We start from the raw sequence: 18,832 nt of genomic DNA on the forward strand, positions 1-18,832 counted from the left end.
GACCTCAGACCGGCCGCGCGGCACCATTACCCGATCCGACGATGGCGGCCGTGATCACCTGGGCCAGTTGGCGGTACTCGACCTCGCGTCCGCTGGTGGCCCGCATGACCAGTCCGATCCGACGACCGGGTCGCGGCCGGGTGAAGCTGGCGATGGCCAGAGCCCCACGCGCAGTTTCGGTCTGAACCGCGGTCTGCGGGATGAGCGTCACGCCCAGACCTCCCTCGACACATTGCACCGCGGTGGCCAGGGACGCCGCCCGGGTGGGTCCGACGTCGGGACGGACACCCGCGAGCCGGCAGACCTCCAGTGCCTGATCGCGAAGACAGTGCCCCTCATCGAGCAGCAGCAGCGGCAAATCGGCCAGCGCGGCCGGATCCACTCGGCTACGTCCGGCCAGCGCGTGACCGGGCGGCAGCGCCAGAACAAAGTCTTCGTCGTACATCGGCACCTCGATCATGCCGGTGGCGTCTGCGGGCAATGCCAGGATCGCCGCGTCGATCGAATTGCGGCGCAACGCATCCAGCAAACGACTGGTCTGATCCTCGACCACCCGCAGCGTCAGGTCCGGGAGCTCACTCGCCAGATTGCGCAGGATGCCCGGCAACACATACGGTGCCACCGTCGGAATCAGGCCCAAACGCAAGGTGCCCGACAACGGTCGCGCGACGCCACCGGCGGCAGCGGTGAACATATCCACCGCTTCGATTGCCGCAGCGGCCCGCGCCAACAATGCATCGCCCTCACTAGTCAAGAAGACACGCCGGGTCGATCGTTCGACCAGCCTCAATCCCAACCCCGATTCCAACGCCGCCAGGGCCTGCGAGAGCGAGGGTTGACTCACTCCTAAACTCTCTGCGGCAGAACCAAAATGGCGTTTATCAGCGATGGCCGCGAACGCCTTCAGCCCGGCGATCGTCGGTTGATAAGTTTGATCGGTCATGCCTATCACTATAGTGCTACTCATCACGTATCATTCTCAGTGGATTCAGGGCAGTATTAGTCACGCTGCTTTAACAGACCCCTAAGGAGAGCATTCATGCCATTGCTGACAATTGGTGATCAATTCCCCGCTTACAACCTGACGGCCGTCATCGGCGGTGACCTCTCCAAGGTCGACGCCAAGCAGCCCGACGACTACTTCACCACCGTCACCAGCGACGACTACGCGGGCAAGTGGCGGATTGTTTTCTTCTGGCCCAAGGACTTCACCTTCGTGTGCCCCACCGAGATCGCCGCTTTCGGCAAGCTCAGCGAAGAATTCGCCGATCGCGACGCCCAGGTTCTCGGCGCGTCCGTCGACAACGAGTTCGTGCACTTCCAGTGGCGCGCACAGCACGACGACCTGAAGACCCTTCCGTTCCCGATGCTTTCGGACCTCAAGCGTGAACTCGCCGAGGCCACCGGCGTTTTGAACGCCGACGGCGTCGCGGACCGCGCAACCTTCATCGTCGACCCGAACAATGAGGTCCAGTTCGTCTCGGTCACCGCAGGTTCGGTCGGCCGCAACGTCGACGAGGTCCTCCGTGTTCTCGACGCACTGCAGTCCGATGAGCTGTGCGCCTGCAACTGGAAGAAGGGCGATCCCACCATCGACGCCGGCGAACTGCTGACCGCCAGCGTCTGATCGCCTGCTCGTAGAAGGAAATACAGATGAGCATTGATAATCTGAAAGAAGCACTGCCGGAGTACGCGAAGGATCTCAAGCTCAACCTGGGTTCCATCGCGCGCACCACCGTCCTCAAGGACGAGCAGCTGTGGGGCACTTTGCTGTCCACCGCGGCAGCGAGCAAGAACGCGACCGTCCTCAAGGAGATCGCCGACGAAGCAGCCGACAATCTGTCGGCGGAGGCGTACAACGCCGCCCTGGGCGCCGCATCGATCATGGGTATGAACAATGTGTTCTACCGTGGCCGTGGGTTCCTGGATGGCAAGTACGACGACCTTCGTCCGGGACTGCGGATGAACATCATCGGCAACCCCGGCGTCGAGAAGGCCAACTTCGAGTTGTGGTCCTTCGCGGTGTCGTCGATCAATGGCTGCGGCCACTGCGTCGCCGCCCACGAGAACACCCTGCGCGAAGACGGCGTCGAGCGTGAGGCGATTCTCGAATCGCTGAAGGTCGCGTCGATCATCGCCGGTGTTGCAGCAGCACTGAGTACTGCCGAGGTACTTGTCGGATAGCGAAAACCTCGCTGCCGCAGGCACTGACGTAACAAAAAGAGCAGGGACCCTTAACCGGGTCCCTGCTCTTTTGATGTTCTGCTCTCGCTACGTCAGCGCATCGGCCATCCGCTGGACCATCTCACTGACCTGAGCACTGGTCATCACGAAGGCAGGCGAGATCTGCAGGGCGCCTTGCCCGGCCGCCCGCCCACTGACGCCATGGCGGCGTAGCGCACCGATGACTGCGGGTGCCGTCGACGGATCGGTGAGTTGCACTGCGGCAACCGCGCCGAGGCCACTGCGGATCTCGCTGACTGCAGGCAGATCCGCCAACGGCGCCAGCGCGACGTGCAGATCCGATTCGAGCCGTGCGGCCTCTTCGATCAGACCCTCGGATTCGATGATGTCGAGGTTGGCCATCGCCGCCGCCGCCGCGCCCGCGTGTCCGCCATAGGTGTACCCGTGACGCCACCACACGCCGCCGCCGTAAAATGGTTCGGCGATCTTCGGGGCTATGAACAGCGCGCCCATCGGAACATAACCCGAGGTCAAACCCTTTGCGGTGGTGATCATGTCGGGCTCGAGCCCGAACCGGCTCGAAGCGAACCAGGATCCACCGATCCGGCCGAATCCGGTGACGACCTCGTCGACCACGAACAGCACGTCGTGGTCGCGGCAGATCTGCCGGACTTCGGCCAGATAACCCTCGGGCGGCAGGTAGATGCCGCCGGCGCCGATGATCGGCTCGACGAAGAACGCGGCGATGTTGTCGGCGCCGATCCGTTCGATCAGGCCCAGCAGGCTCTTGGCGTCATCCCAGTCGACGGTTGCCGCGTCGGACATCAGCTCGCCGTAGTTCTCGCGGTTCGGCGGCAGGCCCGAGAGCGCGGTGCCCCCGACATGCATGCCGTGGTAGGCCTTGGTCCGGCCGACAACGATCTTCTTGTCCGGCTTGCCCATCTCGTGCCAGTACCGGCGAGCGAGTTTCACCGCCGAATCGACCGAGTCGCTGCCACCCGAGGTGAAGAACACCTTGCTCCCCGGGATCGGGGCGATCGCCGAGAGCCGATCGGCCAGTGCGACGGTCACATCGGAGGTGATGTCGCCGAACCCGGAGTAGTGCGCCAACGTACTGAGCTGACGGGCGACGGCGTCCGCAATCGCGGTCCGCCCGTGTCCGACGTTGGTGAACCACAGGCCGGCCGTGGAATCGATGTACTTGTTTCCCGCGGCGTCCCAGATGTAGGCGCCCTCACCCTTGGCAACAACAAATGGTCCCGAGGCACTCACGGCGCCCATGTCGGCAAACCCGTGCCAGAGACCGGTAGAAGAAGAAGCAGTCATGGGGTACATCATGCCTGTCCAGGTGGCGAGACGATGCCGGGACTCCGGCGACTACCATTGAAGCGATATGTCGACCGCGCCCGATCAGCCCAGCAGGCCCGCCGCGTCCGGGCAGCCCACCACATCGGGGCAGCGCCGACGCCGCGGACGTCCATCGTCCACCAAATCCGGCTCGACCAGAACTGGTTCGCGCACACCCGCAGGCCCCGGCCCCGAGGAACTCGAGCGGCGTCGCGCGCTGGTCCCGGTGCTCAAATATCCACCGGAACTCCCGGTGTCGGCGGCGCGTGCCGAGATCGCCGCGGCGATCGAAGCGCATCAGGTTGTGGTTGTCGCCGGTGAGACCGGATCGGGCAAGACCACGCAGCTCCCGAAGATCTGCCTGGAGCTCGGCCGCGGAGTCGCGGGAAAGATCGGCCACACGCAGCCACGACGGCTCGCTGCCCGATCTGTCGCCGAACGCATCGCCGAAGAAACCGATACCGAACTCGGCGGCGTGGTCGGCTATTCCGTCCGGTTCACCGACAAGGCATCACGCGACACCCTGGTGAAGGTGATGACCGACGGCATCCTTCTGCGCGAACTCTCCCAGGACCGCATGCTGCGTGACTACGACACGCTGATCATCGACGAGGCCCACGAACGCAGCCTCAACATCGACTTCATCCTGGGATATCTCAAACAGCTGCTCCCCAGGCGTCCCGACCTGAAAGTCATCATCACCTCGGCGACCATCGAGCCCGGTCGCTTTGCCGATCACTTCGCCACCGAAGATCGTCCCGTCCCCGTCATCGAGGTGTCCGGGCGCACCTATCCGGTGGAGATCCGTTACCGGCCACTTGTTGTCGAAGACGAGGACGAAGCCGATCTCGATCAACTGCAGGCGATCGGCGCCGCGGTGGACGAACTGTTCGCCGAGGGTCCCGGAGACATCCTGGTGTTCCTGCCCACCGAACGCGAGATCACCGATACCGCGGCATCCCTGAAACACCTCGAAGTGCGGGGCGTAGAGGTGATCCCGCTGTTCGCACGTCTGTCGGCCGCTGATCAGCACCGCGTGTTCGCCTCTCACAAGGGCAGACGAATCGTGTTGTCCACCAACGTTGCCGAGACTTCGCTGACCGTGCCGGGCATCCACTACGTGATCGACGCCGGAACCGCTCGCATGTCACGGTATTCGACCCGCACCAAGGTTCAGCGCCTGCCGATCGAGCCGATCTCGCAGGCCAGTGCCCGCCAGCGCGCCGGTCGTTGTGGTCGTGTGGCCGCCGGTGTCTGCATCCGGCTCTACAGCGAAGACGACTTCCTCAGCAGACCCGAATACACCGAGCCCGAGATCCTGCGGACCAATCTGGCCGCGGTGATCCTGAACATGACCTCGCTCGGCCTCGGCGATGTGGGCAAATTCCCGTTTGTCCAGCCGCCCGATCCCAAGGCGATCCGCGACGGACAACAACTTCTCGACGAACTCGGCGCGCTCGTCCCGGCCACCCCCGACAACCCGGTACGCCGGCTGACCCCGATCGGCCGATCGCTGGCGCGGATCCCGGTGGACCCGAGATTGGCCCGCATGCTGGTCGAGGCCGACAAGCAGGGTGTCCTGGGGCCGATGCTGGTACTCACTGCCGCCCTGTCGCTGCCCGACGTCCGGGAACGGCCCGCCGAACACCGGCAGGCTGCAGACGAGTCGCACCGCAGGTTCGCCGCCGACGGTTCCGAATTCCTCACCCTCCTCAATTTGTGGACGTATCTCGAGGACACGCGAAAAGAGCTGTCCTCGAGCCAGTTCCGCAAACGCATGCGCCGCGAGTTCCTGCACGGACTACGCATCCGCGAGTGGCGTGATCTGCACTCGCAACTCGTCCGGATCGCCCGGGATCTGGGCTGGACCGTCCCTGCGGACTTCGAGACGCCCGAATCCGATTCCGCCGCAGCGGTCGCTGTCCACCAATCGATCCTGTCGGGTCTGCTGAGTCAGATCGGCGTCCGCGAAGGGGAATCCAAAGAGTTCCTCGGGGCGCGCGGGACGAAGTTCATGATCTTCCCCGGCTCACATCTGTCGAACAAACCGCCTCGGTTCGTGATGGCGGCCGAGATCGTCGAGACGTCCCGCCTGTGGGCCAGGACCGTCGCCCGCATCGAACCCGAATGGGCCGAGCGACTGGCCGGCGATCTGGTCAAACGCCAGTACAGCGAACCACATTGGTCGAGCAAACACTCTGCGGCGATGGCCTACGAAAGGGTCACGCTCTACGGCGTTCCCCTGGTCACCAAACGCCGGGTGAACTTTGGATCCATCGATCCCGAGGCGGCCCGCGAGCTGTTCATCCGCAGTGCCCTCGTCGAAGGAGACTGGCGCACCCAGCATCCTTTCTTCCATCGCAACCGGGCGTTGCTCGACGATGCCGAGGAGTCGGTCCACCGCGTCCGGCGGACCGATGTCGTGGTCGACGACGACACCCTGTTCGCGCACTACGACCGCCACGTGGGTCAAGAGGTGGTCTCGGGCAGGCACTTCGACACCTGGTGGAAAACCGCACGCAAGAAAGACCCGAACCTCCTCGATCTCGATCCCGCAGACGTCGTTGCCGGCGATCCGGCCGGTTTCCCGGATACCTGGCGTCAGGCTGATGCCACCTACGATCTGCGATACCGCTTCGAGCCCGGCACCGAGGACGACGGCGTCAGTGTGCTGATTCCGCTGCCCCTGCTGACGCGGGCCCGACCTTCGGGCTTCGACTGGCTGGTCCCCGGAATGCGCACCGAACTCGTCACCGAATTGATCCGCACACTGCCGAAAACCCTTCGGCGCGAGATCGGTCCGGCACCGGATCTGGCCTCACAGATCCTTGATGCGGTGACACCGCGTGCCAAGCCCCTGACGTCCGCCGTCGCCGCCGAACTCACCCGCCTCACCGGCGTGCGGATCGCAGCCGCCGACCTGAGGCCGACCGCGCTGCCCGACCACCTGCGGATGACCTTCGTGGCCCTGGCCCCGGACGGTCAGGAGTTGGGCCACTCCAAATCGTTGACAGAGCTCCAGGAACGACTCGGCGGCAAGGCTCGCGCGGCTCTAGAGAAGGAGGCCGCGACCGAGTCGACGCCGGTGGCAACCACCTGGACAGACAAGACGTTCGGAACCATCGCGCGCTCGGTCCGCAACACCGTTGCCGGACAGGAGATCACGAGCTACCCGGCTTTGGTGCCCCGCAAAGGCGGCTTCACCGTTGCCCCGATGTCGACCGAGTCCGAGCAGCGCAGCGCGATGTACAACGCCCTGATCGGACTGCTTATCAATGATGTGCCGGGCCTACGTCAGAACGCGACTTCTGCACTCGGGACCGCGGAGCGGCTGGCACTGAGCCAAAGCCCTTACCCCAGCGGTGAGGCATTGCTCACCGATTGCGTGCGGGCGGCGGTGATCGACCTGGTTCCCCCGCAGCCGGAGGTCTGGACCGCTGCCGACTACGCCGCGCTGAAAGGCCATGTCGCCGGGCAGGTCACGAGTCGGGCCACCACCAAATTGCGCCAAGCCGCGGCGATCTTGACCCGGGTGGCTCCGCTGCGTACCGCCATCGCGGCCAGCACGGTGACTGACGCTGCCGACGACGTGCGCGATCAACTCGCGGATCTTGTCTTCGACGGGTTCATCTCGGCCACCGGTGGCGAACACCTCCCCGAGATCCCGCGGTATCTGGATGCTGCCCTGGCCCGGCTGGAACAGCTGCCGGCCTCCGCTTCTCGGGACGCCGCGTCGATGGCAGCCATCGATCGCGTGGTGGCCGCATGGACAGACCATCTGCGGATGATCCCGCCGCAGCGGCGCGATGCGGTCAGCGAGGCCGCGGGCTGGATTGTCGAGGAATTGCGAGTCGGGCTGTTTGCTCAACAGCTCCGAACCGCTTACCCGATCTCAGAAAAACGTGCCATCAAGGCGATCCGCGACTTGCGGTAGTGGCGCTAAGGCTTGCTCGACCGGAGGTCGTCGATTTCTTTCTGGAAATCATCCACCGAGTCGAATGACCGGTAGACGGAGGCGAATCGCAGGTATGCGACCTCATCGAGATCGCGAAGCGGGCCGAGGATAGCCAGACCGACCTCATTGGCCGGCACTTCCGCCGAGCCTGATGCCCGGACTGCTTCTTCCACCTGCTGCGCGAGATGCTGCAATTTGTCGTCGTCGACCGAACGGCCCTGGCAGGCCCGGCGGACGCCGCGCATGACCTTCTCACGACTGAACGGTTCAGTGACGCCCGTTCGCTTGACCACCGAGAGCACCGCGGTCTCCACGGTGGTGAAACGGCGTGCACACTGCGAACAGGCGCGGCGGCGACGGATGGCCTGACCCTCGTCCGCCACCCGCGAATCGATTACGCGGGTGTCCTCGTTCTTGCAAAACGGGCAATGCATGCACGATTCCTCGACGGTCGACGGCCTGGGCGGAGTGACCAGACACTGTGACTCCGAGGATACCGTCCGCGATCGCGGCCCCTCCACGGTCTACCTCGCGTAGACGGGGGTGACCAATGCCTGACCCACCGACAGTGCCGAGTTGTTCATGGCGTTGAGTTCCATGATCTTCGCAACCACGGCTTCGGTCGGCATCTCGGGTGCGATGCGGGAGGCGATGGCGCCCAACGACTCCCCCGATTGGACCCGGACGACCTCGGTTCCGACGCGGGCCGGATCGGCGGACTGTTGCATGACGCCGCCGAAGAAGGTCATGAACGCCACCACGAGCATCAGACCGACGCCGGTGACCGACGCAGCCGCCCAGGCGCGTCTGCGGGCGAAGACCATCTCGCGAGCGGTCGGTATCCGCCGCTCGGAATTACGCGAATCGGCACACGAGACGGCGACCCGGCGCTGCGCAGGCAGACGGCGACCGGCCGGGCGTGATGTGTCCGCGGGCCGTACCGGGCGCGTGGTGCGCGGGGCGGTACCGCTCTCGGAGTGGTGAACAGGCCGAGCTGTGGCCGGCCGGATGATGGTGGTGGCTGCAGTCATGGGGTTCAGTCCTCGATCATCGGTTTCGATCTCTATTCGATCACTCGTTCGATTGAAAGAGTGTTCGATTTGTACCACGGGCCTCCGACAAAGCGCCACGCCTGATCGAACAAATGTTTGAGACTTGTGACCATTTGCACTATCTTTGTCGACATGGACCCCGCCCGATACCGCATGAACTGGAGGACCTGATGGCCGATACAACCCAGCCCCCGACACCGGCGGACGGGGCCGCGACCACTGTTGTCGCCACCGAACCACTCGCCGAGGGCTCACTGACCCCCCGTCAGAAAGCAGTTCTCGAGGTCATCCGTACCTCGGTTCGCGAGCGCGGCTACCCGCCGAGCATCCGGGAGATCGGTGACGCCGTCGGTCTGACCTCGACGTCGTCGGTCGCCCACCAGCTCCGCACGCTCGAACGCAAGGGTTTCCTGCAGCGCGAGAACAACCGGCCTCGAGCGGTGAACATCCAGGACACCGACCTGAACCCGGCCACAGCGGCCGGGCAGGTTCAGACACCGGACGAATCCCTGCCGACACCGACGTTCGTCCCGGTCCTCGGCCGGATCGCGGCCGGCGGTCCGATCCTCGCCGAAGAAGCCGTCGAAGACGTCTTCCCGCTCCCCAAAGAGCTGGTCGGTGAAGGTTCACTGTTCCTGCTCAGGGTCGTCGGTGAATCGATGATCGACGCCGCGATCTGCGACGGTGACTGGGTGGTCGTACGCCAGCAGAATGTTGCCGACAACGGCGACATCGTTGCGGCGATGATCGACGGCGACGCCACGATCAAGACATTCAAGCGCACCAAGGACGCCGTGTGGCTGATGCCGCACAACCCGGTGTTCGATCCCATCCCGGGCAACGATGCCGTCATCCTGGGCAAGGTCGTCACAGTGATGCGCCGACTCTGAGCTCCGAGTCGTAGGCAGATCACTCTCAGAGCGATCAAAGGCGGGGTGTACCGGGATATCCCGGTACACCCCGCCTTTCGAGTTCAGGGGATCACGAAGTGATCAGACCCCGAGACTGCGTCCGATCACTTCCTTCATGATCTCGGTCGTGCCGCCGTAGATGGTCTGCACGCGAGAGTCGAGGAACGCCTTGGCGACCGAGTATTCACGCATGTAGCCGTATCCGCCGTGCAGCTGCAGACACCGGTCGACCAGGTGCACCTGGTTCTCGGTGGCGTAATACTTGGCCATTGCGGCGTCCGGGACGGTCAGCTTCTTCTCGTTCAGCAGACCGATGCAGTGATCGACGAAGACGCGCGTCGTCGTGGTCGAGGTGGCCAGTTCGGCCAGCAGGAACCGGGTGTTCTGGAAGTTTCCGATCGAGCGACCGAAGGCCTTGCGGTCCTTGGCGTACTGAACGGTGGTCTCCAGCACCTGCTCCATCGCCGCCGCGGCGACCACTGCGATCGACAGGCGTTCGCGGGGCAGGTTCTGCATCAGGTAAATGAAGCCGAGGCCTTCTTCACCGAGCAGGTTCTCGGCGGGCACGCGGACGTTGTCGAAGCTCAGTTCGGCTGTGTCCTGCGCCTTCATGCCGACCTTGTCGAGGTTGCGGCCGCGCTCGAAACCCTTCATGCCACGCTCGACGACCAGCAGGCTGAATCCCTTCGCGCCTGCCTCGGGGTCGGTGCGCGCGACCACGATCACCAGGTCGGCGTTGATGCCGTTGGTGATGAACGTCTTCGATCCGTTGAGCACCCAGTGGTCGCCGTCTTTCTTGGCGTTGGTCTTGATGCCCTGCAGATCCGAACCGGTTCCGGGCTCGGTCATGGCGATGGCGGTGATGAGCTCACCGGAGGTGAATCCCGGAAGCCAACGCGCCTTCTGCTCATCGTTGGTCAGCTCCAGCAGGTACGGCGCGATGACGTCGTTGTGCAGGGTGAATCCCAGGCCGCTGAACCCGCCCCGTGCGGACTCCTCGGAGACGATGGCCTGGTAGCGGAAGTCGTCGACTCCGCCGCCGCCGAACTCTTCGGGTGCGTCCACGGCCAGGAAGCCGTTCTTACCTGCTTCGATCCACACATCGCGATCGACGATGTTCTGCTCTTCCCAGCGGGCGTGGTGCGGCGCCACATGCTGTTCGAGGAAGCTTCGGTACGAATCGCGGTAGAGGAGGTGTTCAGGCTCGAAAATCGTACGTTCCATCAAGGTCTCCATAACGAGGTGTCAAAACGCGGATGTGCCAGTAACTGTAACTGGATTCTACATTTAGCCCAAGGGCCTGGAGGCCTGGATTTTCAGAACAAGTCAGATGCGGCGAACTCGGCCAGCTGGCTGGCAAGCGCAGAAGGCACGCTGGCGACGATCTCCGTGCCATCGGCGCCGTGCTCTTCGCGCGTCACATCTCCCTCGGCGTGGATGCGCGAGACCAGGTCACCCCGGGAGTACGGCACCCGGACGGTGACATGGACGTCATGTCGCGACACCGACTCCCGGACCCGCTCGAGCAGTTCCGGGATACCTTCGCCCGTGGCCGCCGAGATGAAGACCGCGTCGGGAAACAGACTCCGAAGCTGCGTCAGCACCGTCGGATCGGCGACGTCGATCTTGTTCACCACGAGAAGCTCCGGTGGTGCGGTCGCCTTCTCGTCCTGGATCACCTGATCGACGACCTTGCGCACCGCGCTGATCTGGTCCGTCGGAATCGGGTCCGACCCATCGACGATGTGCAACAGCAGGTCAGCGTCCGCGACCTCTTCCAAGGTCGAACGGAACGCCTCGACCAGCTGGGTGGGCAGGTGCCGGACAAATCCGACGGTGTCTGTGACCACGATTTCCCGACCGTCGTCGAGGGACATCTTCCGGGTTGTCGGGTCGAGGGTGGCGAACAGCGCATTTTGCACCAGCACACCCGATCCGGTCATCGCATTGATCAGACTGGACTTGCCCGCGTTCGTGTAACCGACGATCGTGACCGATGCGACAGCGGACTCTTTCCGCTTGGTGCGCTTGGTGTTTCGCGACGTCTTCATCTCACGGATCTCGCGGCGCAACTTCGCCATCCGCTCACGGATGCGGCGACGGTCCGTCTCGATCTTCGTCTCACCGGGGCCACGCAGACCCACGCCACCGTTGCTGCCCGCCCGGCCACCGGCCTGGCGGGACATCGATTCACCCCAGCCGCGAAGACGCGGCAGCATGTATTCCATCTGAGCCAGCGCGACCTGGGCTTTGCCCTCGCGCGACGTGGCGTGCTGGGCGAAGATGTCGAGGATCAGGGCGGTGCGGTCGATGACCTTGACCTTCACCACCTTCTCCAACGCGGTGAGCTGTGCGGGTGTCAGTTCACCGTCACAGATGACGGTGTCGGCGCCGGTGGCCTCGACGATGTCGCGAAGTTCATGAGCTTTGCCCGATCCGATGTAGGTGGCCGGATCCGGCTTGTCCCGACGTTGGATGAGACCTTCGAGCACCTCGGAGCCGGCGGTCTCGGCCAAGGCCTTCAGCTCGGCAAGACTCGATTCCGCCTGCGCGGTGGTGCTGCCCTGCAACCAGACACCGACCAGAACGACCCGCTCCAGTCGAAGCTGCCGGTATTCGACCTCGGTGACATCGGTGAGTTCGGTGGACAGGCCCGCAACGCGCCGCAACGAGGCCCGATCGTCGAGTTGCAGGTCGCCGAGCGTGGGCCCCTTGTGGAAGTTCGGCAGGTGGATCTCTGGGGCGCGGGGCTCACGAACCTTCGAGTCCGGACCAACCGAGTCTGGGCTGTTCGAGTCCGGGCCGTCAGAAGCGGGATCGTCAGAGCGGAAAGTATTCGGATCGGCTTCGTTCAAGTCGCCTTCGTTCGATTCAGGTTCGTGTTCAGTCATGAGGTCACCATGGTTACATTCGGACATGCGCACTGCATAACGGATTTAGCGCCACCCTGCGTTGAGCATCCCGGCTCCGACCAAGACCGAGGGCCCACGGAGTTCGTTGTCGGTCTCACCGACAGTGACGGTCACCGCGCCACCGGGAACGTTGACGACCACCGCACCGGTGCTCCGGCCGACCGACCGCAGAGCTGCGTTCGCAGCCGCAACGGTGCCGGTGCCACAGCTACGGGTCTCCCCCACGCCGCGTTCGTGCACCCGCATCGACACCTCGCCGACCATGGCATCGTCGTCCGACTCGACCAGCGGTGTCATCAGTTCGATGTTGACACCTTCCGGAAAGTCATTGTGGTCAAAGGTGATCGGCGCCGTGAGATCGATGCTCCTCAGACGTTCGAGAGTGAGGCCCTCGACAACACAGGCCAGATGAGGGTTGCCGACATTGACCGACAACCCCGAATACGTCTGGTCTCCGATGGTGGCCTTGCTTTCGACGCCGCTACGGGCCCGGCCCATCAGGACACTGACGTCGGCCGTGGATTCAGACAGACGGTGGACGGTCACTTCGCGGCCACCTGCGCGCGAGCCGACCGTGAAGGTCCGCCCGGTCACCAGATCGTGTGCGGCGAGGTAATGCGCAAAAACCCGCACCCCGTTGCCACACATCTCCGCAACCGAGCCGTCACCGTTGCGGTAATCCATGAACCAGTCATCCGCGGCGACGCCGGTTGGCAGCGCCTCGAGGACACCTGCGCCGAGAAGCGCGCCTGCGGTGGCGACACGGAGCACACCATCAGCACCGATACCGCGGTGGCGATCACAGAGTGCCGACACGAAATCGGGTGTCAGATCCAGTTGCACGCCGGCATCGGGCAACAGCACGAAGTCGTTCTCCGTACCGTGCCCCTTCACAAAATCAACACGCCCGAACATTTCGTCAAGACTACCCGTCCCGGGGTCTGTCCGGTTCTCACCTACCTGCGGCGCGTAACGCCTGACCGAGCAGATCTGGGGTCGCCGCATCGAGCCAGTGCACCCGCGGGTCGCGACGAAACCATGACCGCTGCCTGCGCACGTACCGGCGGGTCCCGATGAACGTCAGTTCCTGCGCGTGCGCGAGATCGTGATCGCCGTCCAGGGCGGCGATGACCTGTGAATATCCGATGGCCCGCGACGCGGTGACACCCTCACGCAGGCCCTGCGACAACAACGCCTGCACCTCGTCGACAAACCCCTGCGAAAACATCTGTTCGGTCCGCAGCGCGATGCGGGCGTCGAGCTCTTCGGTGTCTCGATCAAGCGCGATGATGGTTGTGCCCCAACGTGGTTCACCGATTGTCGGCGCCGACGCGGCAAACGGCTGCCCGGTCAGCTCCACCACCTCCAACGCGCGCACGATGCGCCTGCCATCGGTGTCGAGGATGTTGTGGGCGGCTTCGGGATCGACCGTACGGAGCCGATCGTGCAGCGCAAGCGAACCCACCCGTTCCAGTTCGGCCTCATAGCGCCCACGGATCTCCGGATCGGTGGCCGGGAATTTCCAGTCGTCGAGCAATGCCTGGATGTACATCATCGACCCACCGACCACGACCGGTGTGCGACCTTGCGCCAGGAGCGATTCGACGTCGGCCCGCGCCGCCTGCTGATAACGCGCCACGGTCGCGGTCTCGGTGACATCGAGGACGTCGATCTGATGGTGAACGATGCTGCGGCGCTCGCCTGCAGGCACCTTTGCGGTGCCGATGTCCATCCCCTTGTACTGCTGCATCGCGTCGATGTTCACGATGTCGCCACCAAGCGCTTCCGCGACGTCGAGGGCCAGATCAGATTTGCCGCTTGCCGTGGGTCCGATCACGGCAATCGGAGTCACCATGCGTGGCCCCCTGGCGTCAGATCCCCCGGTGTCAGATCCCACAGCGCAACGCTGTAGCCGACCCCGAACGGCGCTCCGGCATAACGCAATTCGGGGGTGACCTCGAAACCCTGCGTCGCTGCGGCGGCGACCTGCCACGGGCCCCGACCATCCGCTCCGAAGAGCTCGCACTGCGGCTGCGCCAAGGCGGCAAGTGCGGCACGGTCCCCCGAACCGAGGGCACTGTCGATGGTGTCCTGGAACTCGGCGGATCCATCGGCGGCGCCACCGGGAGCCTTGGGGCCGAGCGTATTGGCGCCATCGGCCACCACCAGCAGCCCCACCGGGTACGGTCGCGTCGCCAGATGACGGGCGAGCGCCTGCCCCTGCTGCGCGCAGGCCGACGCACCACTCGAGCTGAACACCAATTCGGTGGTCAGCCGGACCTCCGGATCGACCTGATTGCGAAGCCATCCGCCGATCAACAACGAAAGATCCATCTCGGGGTCTGCCGGGCCGGTTGCCTCGGGATCCAGATCAACTTGAACGTCCACCCCGAAGCCGACAAAGCTGCCTCTCGGCGCGATCGGCTTCGCCGGATCCCCTGCTCCGACGATCACCCAATCGCGGCACCGAACGGCCAGATCTGCACATACCTGCAGCGTCGCGGCCCGAACAGGCACCAACTCCGGCACCTGCGACCCGGACAGTTCGGGCACCAGAGCGGGCGCGGAGGGCACAAAGGCAGCAGCGATCAACACCTTCGCAACGCTAGTCGACCGGCCGCAGGGCACACTGCCGAGCCATCGCAACCCGGGATCCGCCGGTCATTTGTCGGCGAGTGTCCCCACCCGTGCCGGTGACCTGCTTCAATGGGTGTGGGCGGTGGAGGTGAATCACCGTCGGCATCAGATGTGACTGGCAGCCGTGTCGCGCGGCAGGGATAAGGAATGACATGACCGACCACACGCCGCAGCCGGCAGCCACCGACAACCCCACCCCGTCTCCGGGCCCGAAACCGGGCCCCAAGCCAGGCCCCCGGCCCGGTCCGCGGCCCGGCCATCATCCGCCGGCCCACCCTCATCCCGCACCCGTCGAGCCCGGCAGGCAGGCTTCCGACCCGTCCGAGTTCGGACGGATCGACGAAGACGGTGCGGTGTGGCTGAAGAACTCCGCCGGAGAGCACCAGATCGCCTCCTGGCAGGCCGGCACCGCTGCCGAAGGTCTGGCCCACTTCGGACGCCGCTTCGACGACCTGGTCGTCGAGGTCGAACTGCTCGAGGAGCGACTCGACGCAGGCACCGGCGATCCGCGTAAGACCAAGATCGGCGCCGCGGCACTGCTCGAATCACTTCCGACCGCAGCGGTCATCGGTGATGTCGACGCCGTCGCGGTTCGCCTGCAGGCCATCATCGATTGGGCCGAAGGCGCTGCCGAAAAGGTCAAGCACGAACGTGACGAATCCCGGGCCAAGGCCGTCGCCCGCAAAAACGAACTGGCCGAAGAGGCCGAGACCATCGGCGCCGAATCCACGCAGTGGAAGGTCGCAGGCGACCGGATGCGCCAGATCCTCGACGAGTGGAAGACCATCAAGGGCGTCGATCGCAAGACCGATGACCTGTTGTGGAAGCGCTACTCAAAGGCTCGCGACACCTTCAACAGGCGACGCGGTGCCCACTTCGCCGAGATGGACCGCGAGCGAGCAGGCGCACGGTCCCGCAAAGAGGAGTTGATCGCAGAGGCCGAGGGGCTCTCGTCCTCCACCGAGTGGGCCGACACCGCAGCAAAGTTCCGCGACCTACTCACCCAGTGGAAGGCCGCAGGCCGCGCACCCCGCGATCAGGACGACGCACTGTGGGCCCGGTTCAAAGCTGCCCAGGACGTGTTCTTCGGCGCCCGCAACGCGGCGTCGTCGGAACGCGATGCAGAGTTCGAGGAGAACGCAGCAGCAAAGATCGAACTCCTCACCCGCGCCGAGAAAACAATCGATCCCGATGGCGATCTCGAGGCCGCACGTCGTGACTTCCGTTCGATCCGGGATCAGTGGGACGAGATCGGCAAGGTCCCCCGCGACCAGATGCACAGCCTTGAAGCCCGGATCAAAGCCGTGGAGAAGCGTATCCGCGATGCCGAGTCCGCTCAGTGGGAGCGCACCGATCCGGCTGTGAAGGCCAGGGCCCAGCAGTTCGCAGACCGCGTTGCCCAGCTCGAGGATCAGGCGGCCAAGGCAGAGGCGAACGGCAAGGCCAAGGACGCCCGCAAGCTCCGCGAGCAGGCCGAGCAGTGGCGTGAATGGGCCCGCGCGGCCGAAGGTGCGATCAACGACTGACCTGCACCAGATACAAAATGACCGGGCCGATGGCCCGGTCATTTTTTTGGTCAGTGCTGCTTGGTGTCGATCAGTTGTCTTTCTTGGGATGCTTGGTCGCCGACTTGCGCTGCAGCGCAACAGCCTTCAGCTCCTGCGCGGCGGCATCGTCGCGTCGCTGCGCTTCCAAGGACAGCTGCACCGAGGTGCGTACCCACACCACGCGCGCCCAATGGAATGTCAGGACGAACATCGCCAGCCAACCGACAATGAGTCCGGCGCCGACACCGCTCGGCGGGTCGAAGCCCGATACGCCGGGGGTGTTGCGTGACCACCAGGCCAGCATCCCCGCGACACAGCCGACCGCGCAGCCACACAAGGCGATCCACGCAAAGAACCAACGCCGGGTGAGCAGGGCGAGCGTCGAGAAGCCGATGCCGAAGATCAGCTGGAGCCAGACCGAGATACGTGAGGTGACGGTGACGTTTTCCGCCACGGCCTCGGGGTTGAATGTCAGGACGTCGATACCGCTGACCGAACCGGTATGTGGCAACACCATCGACAACATCACCACCAGCACCGCGCCCGCGACCACCAGCGCGCGGGCGCCGGGATCGATCTCCCCCGCGACCTTGCGCTCGGCTTTGCGCAGGTCGCCTTCGAACTGTTCGAAATCGTCGCTTTGGTTCTTGCCTGCCATCAGATCTCACATCCCGAACCGCAGCCGGATTCGACCGGCGCTTCCATTGGTTTACCGATTGTCGGCAGCCCCAGGCCCACCCCGATCGGTGGGGTCTGGGGTGTGGTGCCCGCGGCATGCGCATCGCCCGCGCGGGTGCGGCGGTGGTTCCGCACACCCGAATCGGCCAGCAGGTAATGCGGTGCGGCCCCGGTCACGTCGGTGTCGATCAGATCACCGGGTCGGATCGCGGTGTCGCTGGTCTCGAAGTGCACCAGTCGCCCATCACGAGCACGTCCGGTCATCCGACCGGAATCCTTGCGTCCGTCGGCGGTCACCAGGACCTCGACCGGACTTCCGATCAACTTCTGGTTCTCTTCCAGGCAGATCCGGTCCTGCAGATCGGTCAGGCGCATATAACGCTCCGAGACAACCTCTTTCGGAACCTGGTCAACCATGTCGGCCGCGGGCGTGCCCGGCCGTGGTGAGTACTGGAACGTGAAGGCACTGGTGAACCGCGCCTTGGCCACCACGTCGAGGGTTGCCTGGAAATCCTCTTCGGTCTCACCGGGGAATCCGACGATGATGTCGGTGGTGATCGCCGCGTGCGGCATCGCCTCCCGCACGCGCTCGATGATTCCGAGGAACTTGGTGCTCCGGTAGCTGCGCCGCATCGCCTTGAGGATTCGATCCGAACCCGATTGCAGTGGCATGTGCAACTGGGGGCACACGTTGGCGGTCTGCGTCATCGCCTCGATCACGTCGTCGGTGAACTCGGCCGGATGCGGAGAGGTGAAGCGGACCCGCTCGAGCCCTTCGATCTCACCGCAGGCGCGCAACAATGCCGCGAATGCTCCGCGGTCACGACCGAGTTCAGGGTCGGCAAACGACATTCCATAGGCATTGACGTTCTGGCCGAGCAACGTCACCTCGAGAACACCTTCGTTCACGAGTGCCTGCACCTCGGCCAGCACGTCTCCGGGGCGGCGGTCGACCTCTTTGCCCCGCAACGCCGGCACGATGCAGAACGTGCAGGTGTTGTTGCACCCCACCGAGATCGACACCCAGCCCGAATACGCGGACTCACGCTTGGCGGGCAGGGTCGATGGAAAGGCCTCGAGCGAGTCGATGATCTCGACCTGCGCGACCTCGTTGTGGCGCGCCCGTTCCAGGAGGACGGGCAACGAACCGAGGTTGTGGGTACCGAAGACCACGTCGACCCATGGCGCCTTCTGGACCACGGTGCTGCGATCCTTCTGCGCCAGACAACCACCGACAGCGATCTGCATCCCCGGGCGCTGAGCCTTCACCGGGGCCAGGTGCGAAAGGTTGCCGTACAGCTTGTTGTCGGCGTTCTCGCGGACCGCGCACGTGTTGAAAACAACCAGATCGGGCTCGGTGTCGGCGTCGGCCCGGACGTAGCCGGCTTCCTCGAGCAACCCGGAGATCCGCTCGGAGTCATGGACGTTCATCTGACAGCCGTAGGTGCGGACCTCATAGGAACGGCCTTCGGCGATCTGGCCGACGGTACGGTCCGTGGCCTGCGGATCTGTCAACGAGATTGTCACCTGACCCAGGGTACTTGCCATCATCGACCTGGCGAAATGACGCCCGTCAGTTGCTTAGTCCGCTGCTAGACATCAGCAACCA

The 18,832-nt window shown here is 64.5% G+C and carries 16 protein-coding genes; 5 read left to right on the forward strand and 11 right to left on the reverse strand.

Going from position 1 to position 18,832, the window contains the following annotated elements; all coding sequences use genetic code 11:
- Nucleotides 1-4 precede the first annotated feature (4 nt).
- Nucleotides 5-943 (reverse strand): LysR substrate-binding domain-containing protein, encoded by a 939-nt coding sequence (locus AC56PL_RS17855; protein ID WP_495516664.1) that lies wholly within the window; start codon nt 941-943, stop codon nt 5-7.
- Between the two features lie 96 nt (nt 944-1,039).
- On the opposite strand from AC56PL_RS17855, the gene AC56PL_RS17860 reads away from it, so the two are divergent.
- Together AC56PL_RS17860 and AC56PL_RS17865 are read left to right on the forward strand one after the other, a co-directional pair.
- A complete protein-coding gene (locus tag AC56PL_RS17860; RefSeq protein WP_482139226.1) occupies nt 1,040-1,627 on the forward strand; it encodes a peroxiredoxin in 588 nt (195 codons plus the stop codon).
- 26 nt (nt 1,628-1,653) lie between these two features.
- A complete protein-coding gene (locus AC56PL_RS17865) occupies nt 1,654-2,184 on the forward strand; it encodes an alkyl hydroperoxide reductase (RefSeq protein WP_482139225.1) in 531 nt (176 codons plus the stop codon).
- A gap of 87 nt (nt 2,185-2,271) precedes the next feature.
- On the opposite strand, the gene AC56PL_RS17870 is transcribed toward AC56PL_RS17865, so the two are convergent.
- The gene (locus tag AC56PL_RS17870) at nt 2,272-3,510 is read right to left on the reverse strand and encodes an aminotransferase class III-fold pyridoxal phosphate-dependent enzyme (RefSeq protein WP_495516665.1); all 1,239 of its coding nucleotides are present in this window, start codon (nt 3,508-3,510) and stop codon (nt 2,272-2,274) included.
- A gap of 67 nt (nt 3,511-3,577) precedes the next feature.
- On the opposite strand from AC56PL_RS17870, the gene hrpA reads away from it, so the two are divergent.
- Nucleotides 3,578-7,465: an ATP-dependent RNA helicase HrpA gene (gene hrpA / locus AC56PL_RS17875; RefSeq protein ID WP_497154645.1), complete on the forward strand. Its 3,888-nt coding sequence runs from the start codon at nt 3,578-3,580 to the stop codon at nt 7,463-7,465.
- Between the two features lie 5 nt (nt 7,466-7,470).
- On the opposite strand, the gene nrdR is transcribed toward hrpA, so the two are convergent.
- Nucleotides 7,471-7,920, reverse strand: a complete 450-nt coding sequence (gene nrdR / locus AC56PL_RS17880) for a transcriptional regulator NrdR (protein WP_495516667.1) — start codon at nt 7,918-7,920, stop codon at nt 7,471-7,473.
- Nucleotides 7,921-8,010: 90 nt separating this feature from the next.
- A complete protein-coding gene (locus AC56PL_RS17885; protein ID WP_495516668.1) occupies nt 8,011-8,517 on the reverse strand; it encodes a LysM peptidoglycan-binding domain-containing protein in 507 nt (168 codons plus the stop codon).
- Between the two features lie 191 nt (nt 8,518-8,708).
- Here AC56PL_RS17885 and lexA point away from each other — a divergent pair, with 191 nt between their 5' ends.
- The gene (lexA, locus tag AC56PL_RS17890) at nt 8,709-9,428 is read left to right on the forward strand and encodes a transcriptional repressor LexA (RefSeq protein ID WP_495516669.1); all 720 of its coding nucleotides are present in this window, start codon (nt 8,709-8,711) and stop codon (nt 9,426-9,428) included.
- Between the two features lie 102 nt (nt 9,429-9,530).
- On the opposite strand, the gene AC56PL_RS17895 is transcribed toward lexA, so the two are convergent.
- From AC56PL_RS17895 to AC56PL_RS17915, 5 genes are all read right to left on the reverse strand, one after another.
- On the reverse strand, nt 9,531-10,673 hold the full coding sequence (locus AC56PL_RS17895) for an acyl-CoA dehydrogenase family protein (protein WP_495516670.1): 1,143 nt from the start codon (nt 10,671-10,673) through the stop codon (nt 9,531-9,533).
- A gap of 92 nt (nt 10,674-10,765) precedes the next feature.
- Nucleotides 10,766-12,340 carry a GTPase HflX gene (hflX, locus tag AC56PL_RS17900; RefSeq protein ID WP_497154646.1) on the reverse strand — a complete coding sequence of 525 codons (1,575 nt, stop codon included), beginning with the start codon at nt 12,338-12,340 and terminating at the stop codon, nt 10,766-10,768.
- Between the two features lie 45 nt (nt 12,341-12,385).
- A complete protein-coding gene (dapF, locus tag AC56PL_RS17905; protein ID WP_495516672.1) occupies nt 12,386-13,276 on the reverse strand; it encodes a diaminopimelate epimerase in 891 nt (296 codons plus the stop codon).
- Between the two features lie 37 nt (nt 13,277-13,313).
- Nucleotides 13,314-14,216: a tRNA (adenosine(37)-N6)-dimethylallyltransferase MiaA gene (gene miaA, locus AC56PL_RS17910; protein WP_497154647.1), complete on the reverse strand. Its 903-nt coding sequence runs from the start codon at nt 14,214-14,216 to the stop codon at nt 13,314-13,316.
- Nucleotides 14,210-14,956, reverse strand: coding sequence for a class III extradiol ring-cleavage dioxygenase family protein (locus AC56PL_RS17915; protein ID WP_497154648.1), 747 nt, complete (start codon nt 14,954-14,956; stop codon nt 14,210-14,212). The genes miaA and AC56PL_RS17915 overlap by 7 nt, the downstream gene beginning before the upstream one ends.
- 194 nt (nt 14,957-15,150) lie before the next feature.
- Between AC56PL_RS17915 and AC56PL_RS17920 the strand changes: the two genes are divergently transcribed.
- On the forward strand, nt 15,151-16,524 hold the full coding sequence (locus AC56PL_RS17920; protein WP_495516675.1) for a DUF349 domain-containing protein: 1,374 nt from the start codon (nt 15,151-15,153) through the stop codon (nt 16,522-16,524).
- A 70-nt stretch (nt 16,525-16,594) separates the two neighbouring features.
- On the opposite strand, the gene AC56PL_RS17925 is transcribed toward AC56PL_RS17920, so the two are convergent.
- Both AC56PL_RS17925 and miaB read right to left on the reverse strand, forming a co-directional pair.
- The gene (locus AC56PL_RS17925) at nt 16,595-17,203 is read right to left on the reverse strand and encodes an Rv2732c family membrane protein (protein ID WP_495516676.1); all 609 of its coding nucleotides are present in this window, start codon (nt 17,201-17,203) and stop codon (nt 16,595-16,597) included.
- On the reverse strand, nt 17,203-18,774 hold the full coding sequence (gene miaB / locus AC56PL_RS17930) for a tRNA (N6-isopentenyl adenosine(37)-C2)-methylthiotransferase MiaB (protein WP_497154649.1): 1,572 nt from the start codon (nt 18,772-18,774) through the stop codon (nt 17,203-17,205). Before miaB ends, AC56PL_RS17925 begins: the two co-directional genes overlap by 1 nt.
- Between the last annotated feature and the right edge of the window lie 58 nt (nt 18,775-18,832).

This window comes from Williamsia sp. Y721, assembly GCF_059683565.1.